Origin of the sequence: Streptomyces sp. NPDC096079, from assembly GCF_040303145.1 — a bacterium.
Taxonomy (GTDB): Bacteria; Actinomycetota; Actinomycetes; order Streptomycetales; family Streptomycetaceae; genus Streptomyces.
In genome coordinates this window covers 236,872-257,459 of sequence record NZ_JBEOST010000005.1, presented here as the reverse complement: position 1 = coordinate 257,459, position 20,588 = coordinate 236,872, and the positions used below count along the sequence as shown (strand labels likewise).

Below are 20,588 nucleotides of genomic sequence, written 5' to 3'. Positions count from 1 at the left end.
GTCACACGTTCTGCGTGAGGGGCGTCAGCCTCCGGTCCTGGGCCGGAACGGCCGGCGCCTCTCGCGTCTCCAGACCGAAGCGGGTGAAGGCGGTGCGGCGGGGCAGCGGGTACGGCTCCTTCCCGGTGACCGAGTTGAGGATGGTCGCGCTGCGCCAGGCCGCGAGGCCGAGGTCCGGGGCGCCGACGCCGTGGGTGTGGCGCTCGGCGTTCTGGACGTACACGGAGCCGGTGACGGAGGGGTCGAGGACCAGGCGGTACCGCTCGTCGATCCGGGGGCGCCCGGCGGAGTCGTGCCGCAGGTACGGGTCGAGGCCGGCCAGCATCCGGCCCACCGGGCGCTCCCGGTAGCCCGTCGCCAGGACGACGGCGTCGGTGGTGAGCCGGGAGCGGCTGCCCTCCTGGACGTGCTCCAGGTGCAGTTCGACCTGGGTCGTGGCGACCCTTCCGGCGGTGCGGACCCGGACGCCGGGGGTGAGGACGGCGTCGGGCCAGCCGCCGTGCAGGGTCCGGCGGTAGAGCTCGTCGTGGATGGCGGCGATGGTGTCCGCGTCGATGCCCTTGTGCAGCTGCCACTGCCGGGGCATCAGCTCGCCGCGGACCGGCTCGGGCAGGGCGTGGAAGTACCGGGTGTAGTCGGGAGTGAAGTGCTCCAGGCCCAGCTTGGAGTACTCCATGGGGGCGAAGGCCTCGGTGCGGGCGAGCCAGTGGATCCGCTCGGCCCCGGCGGGACGGGCCCGGAGCAGGTCGAGGAAGACCTCGGCGCCGGACTGGCCGGATCCGATGACGGTGACGTGCTTGGCGCGCAGCAGCGTCTCGCGGTGGGTCAGGTAGTCGGCGGAGTGGATCACCGGGACGCCGGGGGCGTCGGCGAGCGGGCGGAGCGGCTCGGGGACGTACGGTTCGGTGCCGACGCCGAGGACGACGTTCCGGGCGTAGGAGCGGCCGAGGGCCTCGGCCTCGCCGTCCGGGTCGAGCTGGGTGAAGTCCACCTCGAACAGGCGCCGCTCGGGGTTCCAGCGGACGGAGTCCACCTGGTGGCCGAAGCGCAGGCCGGGCAGCCGCTCGCTGACCCAGCGGCAGTAGGCGTCGTACTCGGCGCGCTGGATGTGGAACTTCTCGGCGAAGTAGAAGGGGAAGAGGCGCTCGCGGCTCTTCAGGTAGTTGAGGAAGGTCCAGGGGCTGGCGGGGTCGGCGAGCGTCACCAGATCGGCCAGGAAGGGGACCTGGAGGGTGGCGCCGTCGAGGAGGAGCCCGGGGTGCCAGCGGAAGGCCGGCCGCTGCTCGTAGAAGGTGGCGGCGAGGCCGCCGGGGACGCCGTCCGCGAGGGCGGCGAGGGAGAGGTTGAAGGGGCCGATGCCGACGCCCACCAGGTCGTGGGGTTGGTCGGGGTCCTGCGGGGGGGTGCTGCCGGTCATCGGTGCGCGCTGCCTTCCACGAGGGTGAGGATCCGGGCGAGGTCGCCGCGGGTGGTGTGGGGGTTGAGCAGGGTGGCCTTGAGCCAGAGGCGTCCGTCGGCCGCGGCGCGGCCGAGGACCGCGGTGCCGTCGGCGAGGAGGGTGCGGCGGATCGCCGCGACGGCTTCGTCGGTGGCGCCGGTGGGACGGAAGAGGACGGTCGTGAGGGTGGGCCGGTCCTTGAGGTCGAGGCCGGGGGCCTTCTCCACCAGATCGGCGAGGTCCTGGGCGAGCTCCATGCAGGTGTCGACGAGCGCGCCGAGGCCGGTGCGGCCGAGGGCCCGGAGGGTGACGGCGGTCTTGAGGACGTCGGGGCGGCGGGTGGTCCGCAGGGAGCGGCCGAGGAGGTCGGGGAGGCCTGCCTCGGTGTCGTCGTCGGCGTTGAGGTAGTCGGCGGTGTGGCCGAGGGCGGCGAGGTCGTCGGTGTCGCGGACGGCGAGGAGTCCCGCCGCGGCGGGCTGCCAGCCGAGTTTGTGCAGGTCGGCGGTGACGGTACGGGCCCGGTCGAGGCCGTCGAGGAGTGCGCGGTGCGTACGGCTGAAGAGGACGGGGCCGCCGTACGCGGCGTCCACGTGGAGCTCCGCGCCGTGGGCCGCGCAGGCCTCGGCGATCGCGGGGAGGGGGTCGATCAGGCCCTCGTCGGTGGTGCCGGCGGTGGCGGCGACGAGGACGGGCCCTTGTTGCCCGGCCAGGGCCTCGGCGAGGACGGCAGGGTCCGTCGTGCCGCGCGGGGTGGGCACGACGACCGGCTCGGGCAGGCCGAGGAGCCAGGCGGCGCGGCGGAAGGAGTGGTGGGCGTTGGCCCCGACGACGCTCCGCAGCCCCGGGCCGTGCCGCTCCCGGGCCAGGAGCAGCGCGAGCTGGTTGGACTCGGTGCCGCCGGTCGTGACGAGCGCGTCGGGGTGCGGGGCCTCCGGGAAGACCTCGGCGGCGAGCGCCGCGGTGACCGCGGCCTCCAGCGCGGAGGCGGCGGGCGCCTGGTCCCAGGAGTCCATGGACGGGTTCAGCGCGGAGGCGGCGAGATCGGCGGCGACGGCGAGCGCGAGGGGCGGGGTGTGGAGGTGCGCGGCGCACAGGGGGTGGGCGGGATCGGCGGCGCCCTCGGCCAGAGCCCGCACGACGGTCCGGAGGGCCTCGTGGGGTGTGGTGCCGGTGTCGGGGAGTACGGCTCCGAGCCCCGCCATCCGCCGGGCCACGGCCTCCGGGCCCCCTGCGGGCAGCGGCCCGCCCCTGACCTCGGCCCCCTCCCGCAGGGCGTCGAGGACGGTGCCCAGGAGACGGCTCAGGGCGGTGGGGTCGGCGGCGAGGGGCGGGGGTGCGGCACGCATGGACGACAGGGTGGCGGGTGGCGGGGTGCCCTGTCCGGGGAGTCGCGGGTTGTGACCCGAACGGGGGACGCGGCGCCCCGCCGTTGCGGGCATGCGTGCCACGGGCGGTGCCCACGCGTCCGTGTGGGCACCGCCTCGACTCAGCCGCGTACCCGCAGCGCCCTGCGCAGGTCGTCGAGCTGGTCGACGAGCTTGCGGTGGAGGGCCGGGATCATGGTGTCGTCCGCGAGGTGGGCCTCGCCCACGGCCAGGGAGTCGGCGTCGACCGCGTACGCGGGGAAGGCGTAGCGTCCCGCGGCCTCGGCCATGGCGGGGCCCCGGCGGTCGCCGAGCGCGACGGCCGCCTCGTAGAAGCGCGGCACGTACTCCCGTACCAGATCGGCCTGTTCGGGCTGCCAGAAGCCCTGGGCGGTGGCGGTGAAGAGGTAGTTGGAGAGGTCGTCGGAGTCGAAGAGCGCCGACCAGGCCGCGGCCTTCGCCTCCGGGTCCGGGAGGGCGGCGCGGCAGCGGGCGGCGCCCTCCTGGCCGGTGGCGCTCGGGTCCCGCTCCAGTTCGGCGGCGATCGCGGTCTCGTCGGTGGCGCCGAGGACCGCGAGGCGGGCGAGGATGCGCCAGCGCAGCTCGGGGTCGAGCTCCGGGCCGCCGTGGACGGTGCCCTCGTCGAGCCAGGAGGCGATCTTGTCGGGGGTGGTGGCGCCGTCGACGCAGGCGCGGACGGCGGTGAGGCGGAGGCCCGGCTCCTCGCCGTCCTCGGTGCGGCGCAGCAGGGCGCGGGCGATCTCGCCGATGGTGGCGAGGGCTGCCGGGCGCTCCTCGGGGGCCGTGTACCGGTCGGCGATCTGGGTGCGGGCGAAGCCGAGGACGCCCTGGACCAGGGCGAGTTCGGCCTCCTCGGGAAGGTGTGCGAGGGCGACGGCGAGGTAGTCGGCGGGGGCGAGTTCGCCGTCGCGGACCATGTCGCGCAGGGCGTTCCAGACGACGGCCCGGGTGACGGGGTCGGGGATGCGGGAGAGGCCGCGCAGGACGGATTCCTGGGACACCTCGTCGAAGCGGAGCTTGGCGTAGGTGAGGTCGCCGTCGTTGAGGACGACGAGGGCGGGGCGCGGGCCGGTCAGTTCGGCGGGCGCCTCCTGGGGGACGTCGAGCTCGCGGCGCTCGCGGAGGGCGAGTTCGCCGTCGGGCTGCCGGTCGTAGACGCCGACGGCGATCCGGTGCGGGCGGCTGCCGTCGCGGTCGACGTGGAGCCGCCACTGGGTGCCCTCGCCTTCGAGGCGGGGGGTGAGGGTGTCGACGCCGGTGGTGCGGAGCCACTGCTCGGCCCAGGCGTGGACGTCGCGGTCGGTGGCGGCGGCCAGGTTGTCGATGAAGTCGGCGAGGGTGGCGTTGCCGAACTTGTGGCGCTTGAAGTGGATGTTGATGCCGGCGAGGAAGTCCTTCTCGCCGAGCCAGGCGACGAGCTGGCGCAGGGCGGAGGCGCCCTTGGCGTAGGAGATGCCGTCGAAGTTGAGGAGCGCGGAGGCGGTGTCGGGGACGGCTTCCGGGTCGGGGGCGACGGGGTGGGTGGAGGGGCGCTGGTCCGCCTCGTACCCCCAGGACTTGCGGGTGACGCCGAAGTCGATCCAGGTGTCGGGGAAGAGGTCGGAGCAGGCCTCGTTGACGGTCTGGTATCCCATGTACTCGGCGAAGGACTCGTTCAGCCAGATGTCGTCCCACCAGCGCAGGGTGACGAGGTCGCCGAACCACATGTGGGCCATCTCGTGGGCGATGACCATGGCGCGGGTCTGCCGCTCGGTGACGGTGACGGCGGAGCGGAAGACGAACTCGTCGCGGAAGGTGACGAGTCCGGGGTTCTCCATGGCGCCGGCGTTGAACTCGGGGACGAAGGCCTGGTCGTACGAGTCGAAGGGGTAGGGCTCGTCGAACTTCTCGTGGTAGCGGTCGTAGCAGGCCTTGGTGACGGCGAGGATCTCGTCGGCGTCGGCGTCGAGGTGGGCGGCGAGGGAGCGGCGGCAGTGGATGCCGAAGGGCAGTCCGGCGTGCTCGGTGCGGACGGTGTGCCAGGGGCCGGCGGCGACGCAGACGAAGTAGGTGGAGAGCAGCGGGGTGGGCGCGGCCTGCCAGCGGCCGTCGGGCTGCTGCTCGGTGATGCCGTTGGAGAGGACGGTCCAGCCCTCGGGCGCCTTGACGCTCAGTTCGAAGACGGCCTTCAGGTCGGGCTGGTCGAAGGCGGCGAAGACGCGCTGGACGTCCTCCATGAACAGCTGGGTGTAGACGTACGACTCGCCGTCGGTGGGGTCGGTGAAGCGGTGCATGCCCTCGCCGGTGCGGGAGTACCGCATGGTGGTGCTGACGCGCAGGGTGTGCTCGCCCTCGGTGAGGCTGAGCGGGAGCCGGTTGCCGTCGAGGGTGGTGACGTCGAGGGGCTCGCCGTCGAGGAGTGCGGAGCGGAGGGTCTCGGGCTTGAGTTCGACGAAGGTGTCCCCCGCGGCGCGGGCCGTGAAGCGGATGAGGCTGCGGGACCCGAAGGTCTCGTCGCCGGTGGTGAGGTCGAGGTCCACGCGGTAGTGGTGGACGTCGAGGAGCTGGGCACGGGTCTGCGCTTCGTCGCGCGTCAGTACGGACATGGGTCCTATGCTGCCCGATCGCTCCGGCCCGGGGCAGGGGGTGTACGCGGCTCAGGCCAGGCCGGAACCGTTCAGGTGGGCGAAGGCGGCGGTGATGCGGGGGCGGTCGTAGCCGTGGGGTCCGGCGGCGCCGCTGGAGATCAGGGTGTGGAGCAGGATCCGGGCCTTGGCGGGGTCGAGCGGGCCGGCGGGGATCAGTCCGTGGTGCAGCAGGTCGTACTCGGAGCCGGGGCTGCGGTAGGTGTCCGTGAGGGTCGCGCCGCCGCCGGTGCGGGAGGCGAGGACGACGGGGATGCGCCGGGCGAGGTCGGCGAGGGGTTCGACGAGCGGTGCGGGGGCGTGGCCGGCGCCGAAGGCGGCGACGACGAGGCCCTGGAAGCGGTCGTCGACGGCGTCGAGGAGTTCGCCGCGGTCGCCGAGGGAGAGGGTCACCAGGGCGACGCGTACGGAGGGGTCGAGGGTCAGCGCGCAGAGCCGGGTGGGTGCGGCGGGGCGGAGCAGGATCCGGGGTTCGCCCTCGACGACGGCGCCGATCGGTCCGGCGCCGGGTGAGGCGAAGGTGGCGACGGAGGTGGTGTGGGTCTTGCGGGCGAGGCGGGCGGCGTGGATCTCGTCGGCGAGGACGACGAGGACGCCGAGGTTCCGGCAGGCGGGGTCTGCTGCGACGGCGAGCGCGGCGGCGAGGTTGGCGGGGCCGTCGGCGCCGGGCAGGTCGGGGCGGCGCATGGCGCCGGTGACGGCGATCGGCTGTTCGGTGGTGCAGAGCAGGTCGAGGAGGAACGCGGTCTCCTCCAGGGTGTCGGTGCCCTGGACGACGACCACGCCGGAGCCGTCGGCGACGGCCCCCCGTACCTCGTCGGCGAGGGCCGCGAGGTCCTCGAAGGAGAGGGTGGAGCTGGGGATGCGGCGGAAGTCGCGCAGGACGACGTCCTCGGGGGCTCCGAGCCCGGCGAGGACCTCCTGGCCGGTCATGCGGGCGGCGTCACCGCCTCGGGCGGAGATGGTGCCTCCGAGGGTGAAGACCGTGACGCGGCCCATCAGCGTGCTCCGTCCGCAATCGTCTCGTGGTGCCGGATGACCTCGGCGATGATGAAGTTGAGGAGCTTCTCCGCGAAGGCCGGGTCCAGTTTCGCGCTCTCGGCGAGTTCCCGCAGCCGGGCGATCTGGCGGGCCTCGCGGGCGGGGTCGGCGGGCGGGAGCTGGTGCTCGGCCTTGAGGACGCCGACCTGCTGGGTGCACTTGAAGCGCTCGGCGAGCATGTGCACGACCGCGGCGTCGATGTTGTCGATGCTTTCGCGCAGCCGGGTCAGCTCGGCGGTGACGGTCGGGTCGATGTCGCTGGAGTCGCTCATGATCTGCGAGCTTAGACGGATCTCGGGGGGATCGTGGGCGGGTGTTCGGGATCCGGAACGCTGGTGCTCCAGCCGCCGTGCACGGACCGTCCCTGCTGCTCACGGAACCGGATGGGCGCGGTGCCGACCCGGCGGGTGAACAGCCGGGAGAAGTAGGCGGGGTCGTCGTAGCCGACGCGGCGGGCGACGGCGGCGACGGGCAGCTCGGTGGCGGCGAGGAGTTCCTTGGCGCGGCCGAGGCGGATGGTGAGCAGGTAGTCCTTGGGGCTGCACCCGGCGGCGCGGCGGACGGCGGTGCGCAGCTCGGCGGCGGTCATGCCGTGGCGGGTGGCGTGCTCGGCGACGGAGAGCGGCTGGAAGGCGTCGCGGGCGAGCGCGGTGAGGACGGGGTCGCCGTCGGCGTTGGTGTCGGCGCGGGCGCGGCGCAGGGCGACGAGCAGCTCGTGGACGGCGGCGCCGGTCTCGACCTCCAGGAGGGGGTTGCCGGGGCGGGCGGCGCGGGCGATGCGGCCGATGGCTGCGCGGGCGGGGGCGGCGTCGGAGAGGGGGACGACGGGCCGGTCGGGCTCGATGTAGCCGAGTTCGGTGTAGGTGGCGGTGGCGGGTCCGGTGAAGTCGACGAAGGCCTCGTCCCAGCCGGTGCCGGGGTCGGCGGAGTAGTGGTGGGGGGTGCCGGGGGTGAGCCAGAGGAGGGCGGGGGCGGTGACGGTGGTGCGGCGGCCGTCGGCGCCCCGGTACCAGCCGCTGCCGGCGGAGACGACGACGGCGACGTGGTGGTCGAGGGTGCGCGGGCCGACGGTGGGAAGGGTGCCGTGCTGGAGTCCGACGCCGAGGCAGACGAGGCCGAGGCGGTGGTGGACGGGGCTGGGCGTGAAGTAGCGCATCCAGGTGTGGTACATGCCGCGGGGCCTTCCGTAACGTCCAAACTGCGACGATCTTTGTCCATGGACCGCCCCGCCGCCAGAGGGTGAGGGTGAGGCCATGAGCACGTTCGCTGTGGGTGACGAGGACTTTCTGCTCGACGGGCGGCCGGTGCGCCTCCTCTCGGGGGCGCTGCACTACTTCCGGGTGCACGAGGGGCACTGGGAGCACCGGCTGGGGATGCTGCGGGCGATGGGCCTCGACTGTGTCGAGACGTACGTCCCGTGGAACCTGCACGAGCCGGAGCCCGGCCGGTACGCGGACGTGGACGCGCTCGGCCGGTTCCTGGACGCGGTGGGGCGGGCCGGGATGCGGGCGATCGTGCGCCCGGGTCCGTACATCTGCGCCGAGTGGGAGAACGGCGGGCTTCCGCACTGGCTGACCGGGCCGCTGGGGCGGCGGGTGCGGAGCCTCGATCCGGAGTTCCTGGCGCCGGTGGAGGCCTGGTTCCGGCGGCTGCTCCCGCAGGTGGTGGAGCGGCAGGTCGACCGGGGCGGGCCGGTGGTCCTGGTGCAGGTGGAGAACGAGTACGGGAGTTACGGGAGCGACCTGGCGTATCTGGAGTGGGTGGCGGAGCTGCTGCGGGGCTGCGGGGTGAGCGTGCCGCTGTTCACCTCGGACGGTCCCGAGGACCACATGCTCACGGGCGGTTCGGTGCCGGGGGTGCTCGCGACGGCGAACTTCGGCTCGGGGGCGCGGGAGGGCTTCGCGACGCTGCGGCGGCACCGGCCGTCGGGGCCGCTGATGTGCATGGAGTTCTGGTGCGGTTGGTTCGACCACTGGGGCACGGAGCACGCGGTGCGGGGCGCGGCGGACGCGGCGGCGGCGCTGCGGGAGATCCTGGAGTGCGGGGCCTCGGTCAACGTATACATGGCGCACGGCGGGACGAACGTCGCGGGCTGGGCGGGCGCGAACCGGGACGGCGAGCTGCACGACGGTCCGCTGCGGCCGACGGTGACCTCGTACGACTACGACGCGCCGGTGGACGAGGCGGGGCGGCCGACGGAGAAGTTCTGGGCCTTCCGGGAGGTGCTCGCCGCGTACGCGGACGGGCCGCTGCCGGAGCTTCCGGAGCCGCCGGCCCGGCTCGGGGCGCCGGTGTCGGGCGGGCTCGACGGCTGGGCTCCGCTGGACGCGGTCCTGGAGGTCCTCGGCGGCGAGGAGTCGGTGACGCCGGTGCCGCCGACGTTCGAGGAGCTGGGCGTGGACCGGGGCCTGGTCCGCTACCGGGTGGCGGTGCCGGGTCCGCGGCAGCCGTACCCGCTGGGGGTGACGGGGCTGCGGGACCGTGCGGTGGTGTACGTCGACGGGCGGCCGGCGGGGGTCCTCGACACCTCGGAGGGGGAGGACGTGGTGCTGCCCGAGCCGGTGGCGGGTCCGGCGCTCGTGGACCTGTGGGTGGAGTCGCTGGGCCGGGTCAACTACGGGCCTCGGCTCGCGGAGCCCAAGGGCATCACCGGCGGCGTACGGCACGAGCGGCAGTATCTGCACGGGGTACGGGCCCGGGGCCTGCGGCTGGACGCCTTCGAGGCGGCGGCGGTCGGCAAGGTGCCCTTCGGGCCGGTCTCGGGCGGCCCGGGCCTGGGCCGGGGGACGCTCGACGTGACGGGCGCGGGCGACGCGTGGCTGCGGCTGCCGGGCTCGACCCGGGGCTTCGTGTGGGTGAACGGCTCCTGCCTGGGCCGCTACTGGGCGGCCGGCCCGCAGGAGGCCCTGTTCGTGCCGGGCCCGGTGCTGCGGGAGGGCGCGAACGAGGTGTGGGTCCTGGAGCTGGAGGGCGGGGCGCCGTCGGGGGTGGAGCTGGAGGTGCTGTGAGACGGGGGCACCGCGCGCGGAGGAGCCGGATGCGCCGGGTGAGGCGGCGGGGCGCCGCGCGCGGAGGAGCCGGACGGCCCGGTGAGGCGGCGGGGCGCCGCGCGCGGAGGAGCCGGACCGCCCGGTGAGACGGCGGGGCGCCGCGCGCGGAGGAGCCGGATGTGCCGGGCCGTCCTGGGAGACGGCGGGTGCCCCGGAGCCGAGGCCGCTCCGGGGCACGTTCGGCGGGGGCGCGGCCGTGCGGCCGCGCGCCCGTCAGCGGTGCGCCGCTACAGCGTGGCGGCCGCGGAGGTGATGGCGGAGGCGAAGGTCGAGACCTCCGTGTAGACGCCGGGGTAGCCGGCGCGGGCGCAGCCCTCGCCCCAGCTCACGATGCCGACCTGGACCCAGGCCCCGGCGTTGTCCTTGCGGAACATGGGGCCGCCGGAGTCGCCCTGGCAGGTGTCGACCCCGCCCTGGCTGTAGCCGGCGCAGATCTCCTCGGCCGGCACGAGGTCGCTGCCGTAGGAGGCCTGGCAGGAGGCGTCGGAGACGAACGGGACGTTCGCCTTGAGCAGGTAGCGCTGCTGCGCCCCGCCCTCGCGGGCGGCGCCCCAGCCGGCGACCGTGAAGGTGCCGCTGTTGTACGCGGTGGTGTTGGCGATCTTGAGGTTGGGCAGCGAGGTGATGGGGCTGGCGAGCTTGATCAGGGCCCAGTCCTTGCCCTGGCCGTTGTAGCCGGGGGCCTGGAGGACCTTGGTCGACTTGACCTTGATGGCGCTGCTCGACTGGAGGTCCACGACTCCGGCGGTGGCGGTGATGCTGGTGTTGTTGCCGGAGCCGCTCACACAGTGGGCGGCGGTGAGGACGATCTGAGGGGTGATCAGGGAGCCGCCGCAGCCCATGGAGAGCCTGACCATCCAGGGGAACTCGCCCTGGGCGGCGCGGGTGCCTCCGACGACGGGGGCCGGGGCGGCGGAGGCGGTGGTGGTGGGCTGGAGGCTGACGGCCGCCAGGACGACGGCGCCGGCGGCTGCCAGCTTCTGGAGGGCACGGACCATGCGGTTCTGCTTCACGTGTCTTCCTTCTCTCGTGGGGGGTCGGTCTCGACGGGCGGTGCCGGGCGGGCGGGGACCCACCGCAATGACATGCGCTCGTCAAGGCATGTCCGGATTATGGACAGCGCTCAACTGCCGCCACAAGAAAGCCTTTTCGGCCAGATCCGGTGGAGGGACCGTACAGTGGAAACGAGGGGGGATCCGGCATGCCGAACCGACATGAGGCCGACCGTGTCATCCACGGCTACCCGCACCGCGCCACCGTGCGGGCCTCGCTCAGTGCGCTCTACCGCCGCCTCTCCCCCGACGGAGTGCACCGCTACCCCGTCAGCGTGACCGCCGACGACGTGGCCCTCGGCGACGACGAGGACCTGCACCTCGGCACCCAGCGGGTGGCCGGCGCCCTCGTCCGGCACCTGCGGCTGCCCGAGGCGCGCGTCGTGGTGAGCTTCCGCCCGATGGAGTACGCGGCGGCCGTCGAGCTCACGGCCGGACCCGAGTACTTCGTGGAGCTCAACGACCGGTTCCGGACCCGCCGCAGGGACATCGGCGCCGCCCTCGCCCACGAGATCACCCATGTGCTGCTGCACCGGCTCGGCCTCGGCTTCCCCTCGACCGCCGAGAACGAGGTGCTCACCGACGTGACCACCGCCTATCTGGGCGCCGGCTGGCTGCTGCTCGACGCCTACCGGAGGGACGGCGTCGAGAGCCAGAAGCTCGGCTACCTCACCCCGGAGGAGTTCGGCTACGTCCTCGCCAAGCGGGCCGAGGTCTTCGGCGAGGACCCCTCCCCGTGGTTCACCAGCGCGGTGGCGTACGACGCATGGGTACGGGGCCGGGCCGAGGCCGCCCGCGACCGCGCCGCCCCGCCGCTCGCCGCGGCCGGCTGGGCCGAGCGCCGCCGCTACGCCGCGCAACGCCGCCGGGGCCGGGCCGCCGAGGACGCCCCGTACGCCCTCACGGGCGGGACCCCGGCGACCGGCGTCTCCTTCCCCTGCCCGGTCTGCCTCCAGCGCCTCAGGATCCCCACGGGACGCTCCCTGCGGGCCCGGTGCGGGGTGTGCGGGTCGGTCCTGGAGTGCGCCTCCTGACCGTCCCGCGCGAATCGATTTGCGCCATCGGGCGACGGCGCGTCAGGGTCGGGGCATGAGCACGTTGTTCGACGCGATCCGGGACGGCGATCAGGACGGGGCCGTGCGGGTCCTGCGGGGCGGGGCGGACCCCGAGGGGCGGGAGGACGGGGAGACCGCGCTGTACCGGGCCGCCGTCGGCGACGAGGCCGGGATCGTGCGGGTGCTGCTCGCCGCCGGGGCCGACCCCGGCCGGGGCAGCGGCGCGGACGGCGGCGACCTGCCGCTGTGCGGGGCGGCCTGCGGCGGGCACACCGAGGTGGTCCGGGCGCTGCTGGCCGCGGGCGCGCGGGCCGACCAGGAGGAGGCGTACGGCTTCACCGCCCTCGCCTGGGCGCTGCGCCTCGGGCACGCCGACACGGCCCGGGTCCTCCTGGAGCACGGCGCCGACCCTGACCGTCCTGGCCCCGACGGGCTCCTCCCGCTCGTCGCGGCCGCGCGGCGCGGCTCCACCGGCTGTGTGCGGGCGCTCCTCGACCACGGGGCGCGGGCCCGGGAGGCCGCGTTGCGGGAGGCCCGGCGGTGGATCGGCGCGGACATCGCGGCCGAGCTGCGGCGCGGGCTCGTCGCGGGGAACGAGGGCGGGCAGACGTACGAGGCGGTCGTGCGACGGGTCCGGGAGGACGGTGGGATCACGGTCGTCGTCGAACTGCTGCGGGAGGACGGGGCGCCGGGGCGGGGCGACGACCGGCAGACGGGTCACGCGGCGATCGCGACGCTCCTGGAGGCCTCGCTCGGCCGGCGTACCCCGCACGAGGAGCTGGCGGCGCGGGCGCTGCGCTGCGGCGACCCCGAGCTCGACGACTGGACGACGGCGGTGGCCGAGCTGGTGGGCCGGGCCGACGAGGAGACCTTCGTGGCGGCGGCCGGGTGGTGCGCGTACCGCGATCCGCTCCGCAGGGCCCTCGGTGCGCGGGTGCTCGGCGCGCTGCCCGGTTTCGGTCCGGGCGCGGTCCCGGTGCTGCGGCGGCTCGCGGCGGAGGCGGTGCCGCCGGCGCGGGAGCCGTCGCTGTCGGCGGCGCTCGCGCTCGGGGAGTGCGGGGACGCGACGGCCGTGCCCGAACTGCTCGCTGTGGCGGGGCATCCGGACGCGTCGGTGCGCCGGGCGGTCGCGGCGGCGCTCGCGGGGATCGTGCCCGCCGGGCACGTCGAGGCGCTCGGGGTGCTGCTGGGGCTGAGCCGGGACGGCGACGCCCGGGTGCGGGACTGGGCGACGCTGGCGCTCGCCGAGCTGCCCGACGACACCCCGCTCGTACGGGAGGGGCTCGCCGAGCGGCTCGGGGACGCCGATCCGGAGACGGCGGCGGAGGCGGCGCGCGGCCTGGCGATCCGTCAGGATCCGCGCGCCGTGGACGCGCTGGCGGCGATCCTCGCGGACGGGGAGGCCGAGGGGGCGCCGCGCGAGACGGCCCTCGCCGCCCTGGAGCACGTCCACGACCCGCGGGTGAGGACCCGCCTGGAGTGGACGACCCCGCGCCGGGGCTGACCGGTGGGTGGTCAGCAGGCGTAGTCGACGAGGTCGAACGTGGCGTAGTGGTCGGAGGTGTAGTAGTCCTCGTCGGTCGCGCGCCCGGTGACGATCCGGCGGGCCCCGCGGGTGGGGACGCCCGGGGTCTTGACCGTGTACTCGTGGTAGTAGCCGAGGGAGTGGGCGGGCAGGACGCCCTCCCGGTTCTGGAAGACGACCCCGTCCTGGCTGTACGGGAAGGGGCCGCCGGCGTCGATGAGCCGCAGGGTGTCGTACGCCTGGGTGGGCAGGTCCGAGTAGCAGACGTCGCCGAAGGACGCGGCCGTCGCGCCCGAGGAGACGACGGCGACGGGCGCGGGGGCCGGTGCGGCGGTGGCGGGGGCGCCGAGGAGGAGGGAGGAGAGGAGGGCGGTGGCGACACCGCCGGCGAGGGTGAATCGAGGGGGGATGCGCATGGCAGCGATGATGACGCGCGTAGAACCCCGTCCGGAACCCCGACGCCTGTCAATTCCACGGACGTTAACCGCATCCTCCCCGACGTGAGGATCCCGTGGAGAGGATCCCGCGGACGTGCGCGCCGGGCCGTTTCCGGGCCCGGCGCGCGGTCCGTGAGGGAGCGTCACCTCGCGCCGGCCGGGAGCCGCAGGCTCAGGACGGCGGCACCCGCGTAGGCCGCGAGGACCCAGGGCATGGCGGCGGCGAGGGAGAGGTCCGCGAAGTACGCGGTGCCGATGGCGGCCGCGCCGAGGGCGCCGCCGAACTGCTGGGCGGTGGAGAAGACGCCGGAGGCTCCGCCCGCGAGTTCGGCGGGGGCGGCCGACAGGACGATGCCGACGAGCGGGACGACGAGGAGGCCGAGTCCGGCGCCCGCGACGGCGAGGCCGGGCGCGAGGGGCCAGGCGCCGGTGTGGACGGGGGCCGCGGCGACCATCGCGTACCAGACCCAGCCGTAGCCGCCCGCCATGAGCAGGGCGCCGGCGGTGGGGACGTACCGGCCGAGCTTGGCGGCGAGGGGTTCGGCGGCGGGCGCCGTGAGGAAGCCGCCGACCGAGAAGGCGGCCATGAGGACGCCCGCCTGGGTCGGGGTGTAGCCCTGGCCGCCCTGCAGCCAGATCGCGAGGACCAGGAAGAAGCCCTGCATGCCGAGGGAGAAGAGCAGCTGCACGGCGAGGCCGTAGGAGAAGGCCGGGGTGGTGAAGACGCGCCGGGGCAGCACCGAGCCGCGCACGGCGACCCCGGTCACCGCCAGGGCTCCGGCCGCGAGGAGGCCCCAGCCCCAGAGCGGCCAGCCCCAGCCGCGGCCCTGGACGAGGGGCAGGACGACGGCGACGAGTCCGGCGGCGAGGACGAGGCTGCCGAGCAGCGGGGGCCGGGCGGCGGCGCGCTCCTTGGTGTCGGGGACGAGGACGACGGCGGCGGCGAGCGTGAGGACGGCGACGGGCACGTTGACGAGGAAGACGCTGCGCCAGCCGAGCCCGAGGAGGTCCGCGTCGGTGAGGACCCCGCCGAGCAGCAGTCCGATCGCGGAGGCGAAGCCGGCCACCGCTCCGTACATCCCGAAGACCTTGCCCCGGTCCTTGCCCCGGAAGAGGCTCTGGAAGGAGCCGAGCACCTGCGGCATGAGGACGGCGGCGGCGACGCCCTGCACCGCGCGGGCGGCGATCAGCTGGCCGGGGGTCTGGGCGAGGCCGCAGGCGAGGCTGGCGAGGCCGAAGCCGGCGGTGCCGGCGAGGAAGAGCCTCTTGCGGCCGTAGCGGTCGCCGAGCCGGCCGGCGACGACGAGGGTCGCGGCGAAGCCCAGGAGGTAGGCGGAGACGGTCCACTGGAGGGCGCTCTCGGAGGCGCCGAGGCCCTGCCCGAGGGAGGGCAGGGCGACGTTGACGATGGTGACGTCCACCAGGTCCATGAGGGCCGCGGTCATCATCACGACGGCGGCGGCCCAGCGGCGGGGATGGACGGTGGACGGGTCGCCGGTGGCGGCGGTCGTGACGGTCGTGGACATCGCGGCCCTCTCCCTCGTGCCAGGGTTTATTTCGTTCGGGCGAACGAAATAAACCCTGGCATGAGAGACCCCGTGATCACAAGTCTTTCGTTCGGCCGAACGAAATGAATTTTGCTAGGCTTCCGCCATGAGCGAGCAGGACCAGGAACGGGGCGCCGCCATCGCCGCCCTCACCGCCGCCGGCCGGGACTCCAGCGCCGCCTCCGTCGCCTTCCACTCGGCGATCGCGGCCCAGCAGGACCTGGGCGCCACCGAGACGAAGACCCTCGACCTGCTCGAACGGCACGGCCCCCTCACCGCCAAGGAGCTGGCCGAGCACTCGGGGCTGGCCCCCGCCTCCGTCACGGGTCTCGTCGACCGACTGGAGCGCAAGGGATTCGTACGCAGGGTGAAGCACCCGACGGACAAGCGCCGGGTGCTCGTCGAGCCCCGGCCGGAGAAGCTGGCGGAGCTCGCCCCGCTCTTCGACGACTGGGCGCGCGAGGTGCACGAGCTCTACGAGGAGTTCACGACCGAGGAGCTGGCGACGGTCACCCGCTTCCTGACGGGCGCGACCGCGCGCCAGCGCGCCGCCACCAAACGCCTCGCGGAGTAACCGGCCCGACCGGGCGTGACCCTGGGCGGGATGCCGGGCGCGACCCCGTGCACAAGGCCGTGCGCGACCCCTGACGCGAGCCGTGCGCGACCGCCGGCGCGGCACCGCGTGCCGCACACCCCTCCCGTTCGGCCCCCGCGGCTGCTACGTTCCTCGCCAACACCCGCCTAACTAACGTTAGGTGGAAGAGGCCCCGCGGGCCCGTCCGCCCACGGCTGTCCCACCCGAGTCCGTCAGCCGCACGGCCCTCCGCCGTGCGTCCGTCAGTCCGTAAGGGAGCCCAGCCATGCCCCTGTCCCGCCGCGCACTGCTCACCACCGGCGGTGCCGCCGCCCTGCTCACGGTCCTGCCCACGGAGGCGAGCGCCCGCCCCCACCCCCGTGTCCGCGCCGCGAACACGATCCGGCAGATCCCGCTCCAGGGCGCGGTCAACGTCCGCGATCTCGGCGGGTACGTCACCTACGACGGCGCCCGGGTCCGGCACGGCCTCGCCTACCGCGGCGACCACCTCGCCAAGCTCACCGACGCCGACCTCACCACCCTCGCCGGGCTCGGCCTCGGCACCGTGGTCGACCTGCGGATCCCGCTGGAGGTCGGGAACGACGGGGCCGACCGGCTGCCCGCGGGCCCGGCCCGCATCGCCCGGCCCGTGACCGACAACGGCCTGTTCGGGCGGCTGATGGCCGCCATCGGCTCCCGGGACCCGGTGCTCCAGGAGCAGATGCTCGGCGGCGGGAAGGCCGCCGCCTTCATGCGCGAGGTGTACCGCACCTTCGTCACCGACGCCGCGAACCGGGCCGCCCTCGCGGCCACCCTGCGGGACCTCGCCGATCCGCGCCGGGGGCCGCTGCTCCTGCACTGCACCTCCGGCAAGGACCGGACCGGCTGGACGAGCTGGCTCCTGCTCACCCTGCTCGGCGTGCCCGAGAGCTCCGCCCGCGCGGACTACCTGGCCTCCAACACCTTCCGCGCCGCCTACGACGCCCGGGTGCGGGACGGCCTGAAGCAGGGCGGGCTCATGCAGAACCCGGAGCTGATCGTGCCGCTCCAGGAGGTACGGACCGAGTACCTGGACACCGCCCTGGACCAGGTCCGCACCTCGTACGGCAGCGTCTTCCGCTACGTGTCGGTCGGCCTCGGCCTGGAGCTGCGGGAACTCGCGGCGCTCCGCGAACGGCTGGTGCCGGGCGCCTGACGCCCGCCCCGGCCGCCACCGGCCGCCGCACCGCGCCCGGCGCCCGCACCGGAGCCGGAGCCCCGGCCCGAGCCGGACCCGCGGCCCGCTCCGGACGCGGCGGCGGAACCCCGGCCCGCGCCCGTCGCGGCGCCGGAGCCCCGGCCGGCGGACCCGGCGGACCCGCGGCCACCGGACGTGCCGGAGCCGCGGCCCGAGGCCGTCGTCGCCGTGCCCGTACCGCCGCTTCCCGCACCGGAACCGGCCGGGCGGCGCCGGCGGCGGGAGCCGCCCGTGCCGCCGGCCTCCGCCGCCTTGCGCGGCGGGGTCGGCTGCGGGGTCTCGATGACGACGGGGACGCCCGAGGGCTCCCGGGCGCCGGTGAGCTCGGCGAGCTCCTCGTCACTGGACTTGATCTGCGCCGTCCGGGGGCTGATGCCCGCGTTCGACATCAGCCGGCCCATGTCCCGCTTCTGCTCGGGCAGGACCAGCGTGAAGACGCTGCCGGACTCGCCGGCGCGGGCCGTGCGGCCGCCCCGGTGCAGATAGTCCTTGTGGTCGATCGGCGGGTCGACGTTCACGACCATGTCGAGGTCGTCGACGTGGATGCCGCGGGCCGCCACGTTCGTCGCGACGAGCGTGGTGACCTGACCGGTCTTGAACTGGTCCAGGGTCCGGTTGCGCTGCGGCTGCGAGCGGCCGCCGTGCAGCCCCGAGGCCCGCACGCCGTTGGCGAGGAGCCGCTTGACCAGCCGGTCCACGGACCGCTTGGTGTCCATGAAGAGGATCGTCCGGCCGTCGCGGGCCGCGATCCGCAGCGTGACGGCCTTCTTGTCGGTCTCGTCCTGCACGTACAGGAGGTGGTGCTCCATCGTGGTCACGGCGCCGGCCGAGGGGTCGACGGAGTGCACGACCGGGTCGTCCAGGAACATCTTGACCAGCCGGTCGATGTTCCGGTCCAGGGTCGCCGAGAACAGCAGCCGCTGCCCCTCCGGCTCGACCTGCTTGAGCAGCTTCGTGACCTGCGGCAGGAAGCCCATGTCGGCCATCTGGTCGGCCTCGTCGAGGACGGTGACGGCGACCTGGTCGAGACGGCAGTCGCCGCGCTCGATGAGGTCGTGGAGCCGGCCGGGCGTGGCGATGAGGACCTCGGCGCCGCGCCGCAGGGACGAGGACTGGCGGGAGATCGACATGCCGCCGACGACCGTGGTGATCCGCAGCCGCAGCGCGGAGGCGTACGGGGTGAGGGCGTCGGTGACCTGCTGGGCGAGCTCGCGGGTCGGCACCAGGACCAGCGCGAGGGGCGCGGTCGGCTCGGCCCGGCGGCCGGCGGTGCGGGCCAGGAGCGCGAGCCCGAAGGCGAGGGTCTTGCCGGAGCCGGTGCGCCCCCGGCCGAGGACGTCGCGGCCGGCGATCGAGTTCGGGAGGGTCGCGGCCTGGATCGGGAAGGGCTCGGTGACGCCCTGCTCGGTGAGCGTCCGCAGCAGCGCGGCCGGCATGTCCAGGTCCTCGAAGGAGGCCACGGCCGGCAGCGCGGGCGTCACCGTCTCCGGCGGAGTGAACTCCTGCGGCGGCGGGGGCGCGGCGGGACGACGGCCGCCGCGGGGGCCCTTCGGCTGGGACGTGGACTTCGCCTGGGCGGTGCGGGGGCCTCGCCTCTGGGAACGTTCGGAGCGGGTCATTCGTGCCTTCCTGGCCGGTGCGCGGCACAGCCGGGGCCCGCACCTGCGCGATGCGGGCCCCGGCTGTGCCACCCGGAACACGCGGTACGGGCCCCGGCTGTCTCTCCCGGAACACGCGGTACGGGCTCCGGCTGTCTCTCCCGGAACACGCGACTCGGTCCCGGATGTCTCTACCGGGACAATAGTGCGCCTCAGGACCTTCCCGCCCCGACCCCCCGTTCCCCGGCTCCCCCGCTTCCCCGCTCCGCGGGCTACCGCCCGGGACCGGGTGGGCTACCGCCCGGGACCGCGGACGGCGATCCCGTCCAGGACCATCGACAGGTACTGGCGGGCGATCTCCTCCGGGCTGTGCTGTCCGCCCGGCCGGTACCAGGACGCGGCGACCCAGACGGTGTCGCGCACGAAGCGGTAGGTGAGCCGGACGTCGAGGTCGGCACGGAAGACCCCGGCGGCCACACCGCGCTCCAGGGTGCCGAGCCAGGCCTTCTCGAACTTTCGCTGCGACTCGGTGAGGTAGCCGAAGCGGGGCTCGTCGACGAGGTGCTGGGACTCCTTCTGGTAGATGGCGACGGCGGCGCGGTGCCGGTCGATCTCCCGGAAGGACTCCGTGACCAGGGCCTCGATGGTCTCGCGCGGGCCGAGACCGGCGTCGAGGACGGCGTCGTACCCCTCCCACAGCTCGTTCAGGAAGGTGGAGAGGATCTCGTCCAGCATCGACTCCTTGGAGTCGAAGTGGTAGTAGAGGCTGCCGGCGAGCATCCCGGCGGCGTCCGCGATCTTGCGGACGGTGGTCGCGTTGTACCCCTGGGCGGCGAAGACCTCGGCCGCCGTGTCCAGGAGTTCACGACGCCGCTCGGGCCCCCCGCTCAGCTGGGTCTTCTTCTTGCTTGCAGTGTTCGGCACGTGACCATTCTGGTCCCACCCGCGCCGGCCCGGTCACGCTCGGGTCTCCTCGCGGGGCGGGCTGTCGTCGTTGCCGCGCCGGATCGTCCGTGTGGGGCGCCCCGGCGCCCAGCTGCGGAAGACGATCTCCTCGCCGTCCACCCAGGTCCGTACGACCTCGGTCGGCTCCACCCGGAACAGGTGGAAGGGCTGCGGCTCGCCCGCCTCGGCCGCGTAGCGGTCCAGGGCGTCCGGATCGGTGATCTCGACCGCCCGCCCGGAGATCCGGACGTCGCCGCCGCCCATGTCGGTGCCGGCTCCGGGGTTGGCGAGCAGCGCGAGGCGGGGGTCGCGGCGCAGGTCGAGCGCCTTGCGGGAGTTCGGCATCATGCCGAGCCAGAGCTCGCCGTCGCGGAAGCCGGCCTCGATGCCGCTCAGCCGGGGCGAGCCGTCCTTGCGCAGGGTGGCGAGGGCGTGGTGGGTGTACTGCCCGAAGCGCTCCCGCACGGTCGCGGCGAAGTCGGGTTCGGCGGCCTCGAAGGCCGACCAGGTGGTTCCGGTTCCGGTGTCTCCCATGGATCCAGGAAACACCGGATACCCGACAGCCACCGTCCGGATTGCTCCGGACTCATGGGGAGGTCAGGCGGTCGCCGCGCGCTCCGCCTTGCTGCGCTCCACGCAGAACTCGTTGCCCTCCGGGTCGCGCAGGGTCGCCCAGCCGGTGCCGTCCGGGTTCCGGTGGTCCTCGAAGAGCGTGGCGCCGAGGCCGAGCAGCCGCTCGACCTCCTCGTCACGGGTGCGGTCCTGGGGCTGGAGGTCGAGGTGGACGCGGTTCTTCACCGTCTTGCCCTCGGGGACCTGGATGAAGAGGAGCCCGGCCCCGGCGGACTCGACGAGCGCCTCCGGGTCGCCGGGCTTGTCGTCGTCGGAGACCTGTGAGTCGAGGACCTTCGCCCAGAAGGTCGCCAGGGCGTAGGCGTCGGCACAGTCGATCGTCGTGTGGCGTACGAGAGAACTCATGGCGTCATGATCGCGCGCGCCCCGACCGCGGGCCACCGGTTTTGCCGGGCCCGGCCGGCGGCCTCCGGCTCAGGACCGGCCCGACCGCGGGCCACCGGTTTT

At 74.6% G+C, this 20,588-nt stretch carries 18 protein-coding genes; 5 read left to right on the top strand and 13 right to left on the bottom strand.

From position 1 onward, the window contains the following. Position 1: 1 nt before the first annotated feature. The 6 genes from ABTY59_RS13550 to ABTY59_RS13525 all read right to left on the bottom strand — a co-directional run bounded on the left by ABTY59_RS13550 (position 2) and on the right by ABTY59_RS13525 (position 7,659). The gene (locus ABTY59_RS13550) at positions 2–1,417 is read right to left on the bottom strand and encodes a lysine N(6)-hydroxylase/L-ornithine N(5)-oxygenase family protein (RefSeq protein WP_352019077.1); all 1,416 of its coding nucleotides are present in this window, start codon (positions 1,415–1,417) and stop codon (positions 2–4) included. Beyond that, positions 1,414–2,784, bottom strand: a complete 1,371-nt coding sequence (locus ABTY59_RS13545) for a pyridoxal phosphate-dependent decarboxylase family protein (protein WP_352019076.1) — start codon at positions 2,782–2,784, stop codon at positions 1,414–1,416. The genes ABTY59_RS13550 and ABTY59_RS13545 overlap by 4 nt, the downstream gene beginning before the upstream one ends. 140 nt (positions 2,785–2,924) lie before the next feature. Continuing rightward, positions 2,925–5,408: an aminopeptidase N gene (pepN, locus tag ABTY59_RS13540; RefSeq protein ID WP_352019075.1), complete on the bottom strand. Its 2,484-nt coding sequence runs from the start codon at positions 5,406–5,408 to the stop codon at positions 2,925–2,927. A 51-nt stretch (positions 5,409–5,459) separates the two neighbouring features. Continuing rightward, entirely contained in the window at positions 5,460–6,446 is a 987-nt protein-coding gene (locus ABTY59_RS13535; protein WP_352019074.1) for an asparaginase, read from the bottom strand. After that, positions 6,446–6,760 (bottom strand): chorismate mutase, encoded by a 315-nt coding sequence (locus ABTY59_RS13530; RefSeq protein ID WP_352019073.1) that lies wholly within the window; start codon positions 6,758–6,760, stop codon positions 6,446–6,448. The genes ABTY59_RS13535 and ABTY59_RS13530 overlap by 1 nt, the downstream gene beginning before the upstream one ends. A gap of 11 nt (positions 6,761–6,771) precedes the next feature. Further along, on the bottom strand, positions 6,772–7,659 hold the full coding sequence (locus tag ABTY59_RS13525) for a helix-turn-helix domain-containing protein (RefSeq protein WP_352019072.1): 888 nt from the start codon (positions 7,657–7,659) through the stop codon (positions 6,772–6,774). 82 nt (positions 7,660–7,741) lie between these two features. Here ABTY59_RS13525 and ABTY59_RS13520 point away from each other — a divergent pair, with 82 nt between their 5' ends. Then, the gene (locus ABTY59_RS13520; protein WP_352019071.1) at positions 7,742–9,496 is read left to right on the top strand and encodes a glycoside hydrolase family 35 protein; all 1,755 of its coding nucleotides are present in this window, start codon (positions 7,742–7,744) and stop codon (positions 9,494–9,496) included. Between the two features lie 269 nt (positions 9,497–9,765). On the opposite strand, the gene ABTY59_RS13515 is transcribed toward ABTY59_RS13520, so the two are convergent. After that, positions 9,766–10,536, bottom strand: coding sequence for a S1 family peptidase (locus ABTY59_RS13515; RefSeq protein ID WP_352019216.1), 771 nt, complete (start codon positions 10,534–10,536; stop codon positions 9,766–9,768). A gap of 203 nt (positions 10,537–10,739) precedes the next feature. On the opposite strand from ABTY59_RS13515, the gene ABTY59_RS13510 reads away from it, so the two are divergent. Together ABTY59_RS13510 and ABTY59_RS13505 are read left to right on the top strand one after the other, a co-directional pair. After that, positions 10,740–11,624: a hypothetical protein gene (locus tag ABTY59_RS13510; RefSeq protein ID WP_352019070.1), complete on the top strand. Its 885-nt coding sequence runs from the start codon at positions 10,740–10,742 to the stop codon at positions 11,622–11,624. 55 nt (positions 11,625–11,679) lie between these two features. Continuing rightward, complete coding sequence (locus tag ABTY59_RS13505) at positions 11,680–13,149, top strand: ankyrin repeat domain-containing protein (RefSeq protein ID WP_352019069.1); 1,470 nt, start codon at positions 11,680–11,682, stop codon at positions 13,147–13,149. 11 nt (positions 13,150–13,160) lie between these two features. On the opposite strand, the gene ABTY59_RS13500 is transcribed toward ABTY59_RS13505, so the two are convergent. Beyond that, positions 13,161–13,586 carry a ribonuclease domain-containing protein gene (locus ABTY59_RS13500; RefSeq protein WP_352019068.1) on the bottom strand — a complete coding sequence of 142 codons (426 nt, stop codon included), beginning with the start codon at positions 13,584–13,586 and terminating at the stop codon, positions 13,161–13,163. Positions 13,587–13,750: 164 nt separating this feature from the next. Further along, complete coding sequence (locus ABTY59_RS13495; RefSeq protein WP_352019067.1) at positions 13,751–15,133, bottom strand: MFS transporter; 1,383 nt, start codon at positions 15,131–15,133, stop codon at positions 13,751–13,753. A 127-nt stretch (positions 15,134–15,260) separates the two neighbouring features. On the opposite strand from ABTY59_RS13495, the gene ABTY59_RS13490 reads away from it, so the two are divergent. Then, positions 15,261–15,728, top strand: coding sequence for a MarR family winged helix-turn-helix transcriptional regulator (locus tag ABTY59_RS13490; protein WP_352019066.1), 468 nt, complete (start codon positions 15,261–15,263; stop codon positions 15,726–15,728). A gap of 286 nt (positions 15,729–16,014) precedes the next feature. Beyond that, the gene (locus ABTY59_RS13485) at positions 16,015–16,923 is read left to right on the top strand and encodes a tyrosine-protein phosphatase (protein WP_352019065.1); all 909 of its coding nucleotides are present in this window, start codon (positions 16,015–16,017) and stop codon (positions 16,921–16,923) included. On the opposite strand, the gene ABTY59_RS13480 is transcribed toward ABTY59_RS13485, so the two are convergent. From ABTY59_RS13480 to ABTY59_RS13465, 4 genes are all read right to left on the bottom strand, one after another. Continuing rightward, complete coding sequence (locus ABTY59_RS13480) at positions 16,848–18,584, bottom strand: DEAD/DEAH box helicase (protein WP_352019064.1); 1,737 nt, start codon at positions 18,582–18,584, stop codon at positions 16,848–16,850. The two genes, ABTY59_RS13485 and ABTY59_RS13480, sit on opposite strands and share 76 nt — an antisense overlap. A 273-nt stretch (positions 18,585–18,857) precedes the next feature. Continuing rightward, on the bottom strand, positions 18,858–19,487 hold the full coding sequence (locus ABTY59_RS13475; RefSeq protein WP_352019063.1) for a TetR/AcrR family transcriptional regulator: 630 nt from the start codon (positions 19,485–19,487) through the stop codon (positions 18,858–18,860). A gap of 33 nt (positions 19,488–19,520) precedes the next feature. Next, a complete protein-coding gene (locus tag ABTY59_RS13470) occupies positions 19,521–20,042 on the bottom strand; it encodes a pyridoxamine 5'-phosphate oxidase family protein (protein WP_352019062.1) in 522 nt (173 codons plus the stop codon). Between the two features lie 63 nt (positions 20,043–20,105). Then, on the bottom strand, positions 20,106–20,486 hold the full coding sequence (locus ABTY59_RS13465) for a VOC family protein (protein ID WP_352019061.1): 381 nt from the start codon (positions 20,484–20,486) through the stop codon (positions 20,106–20,108). Positions 20,487–20,588 lie beyond the last annotated feature (102 nt).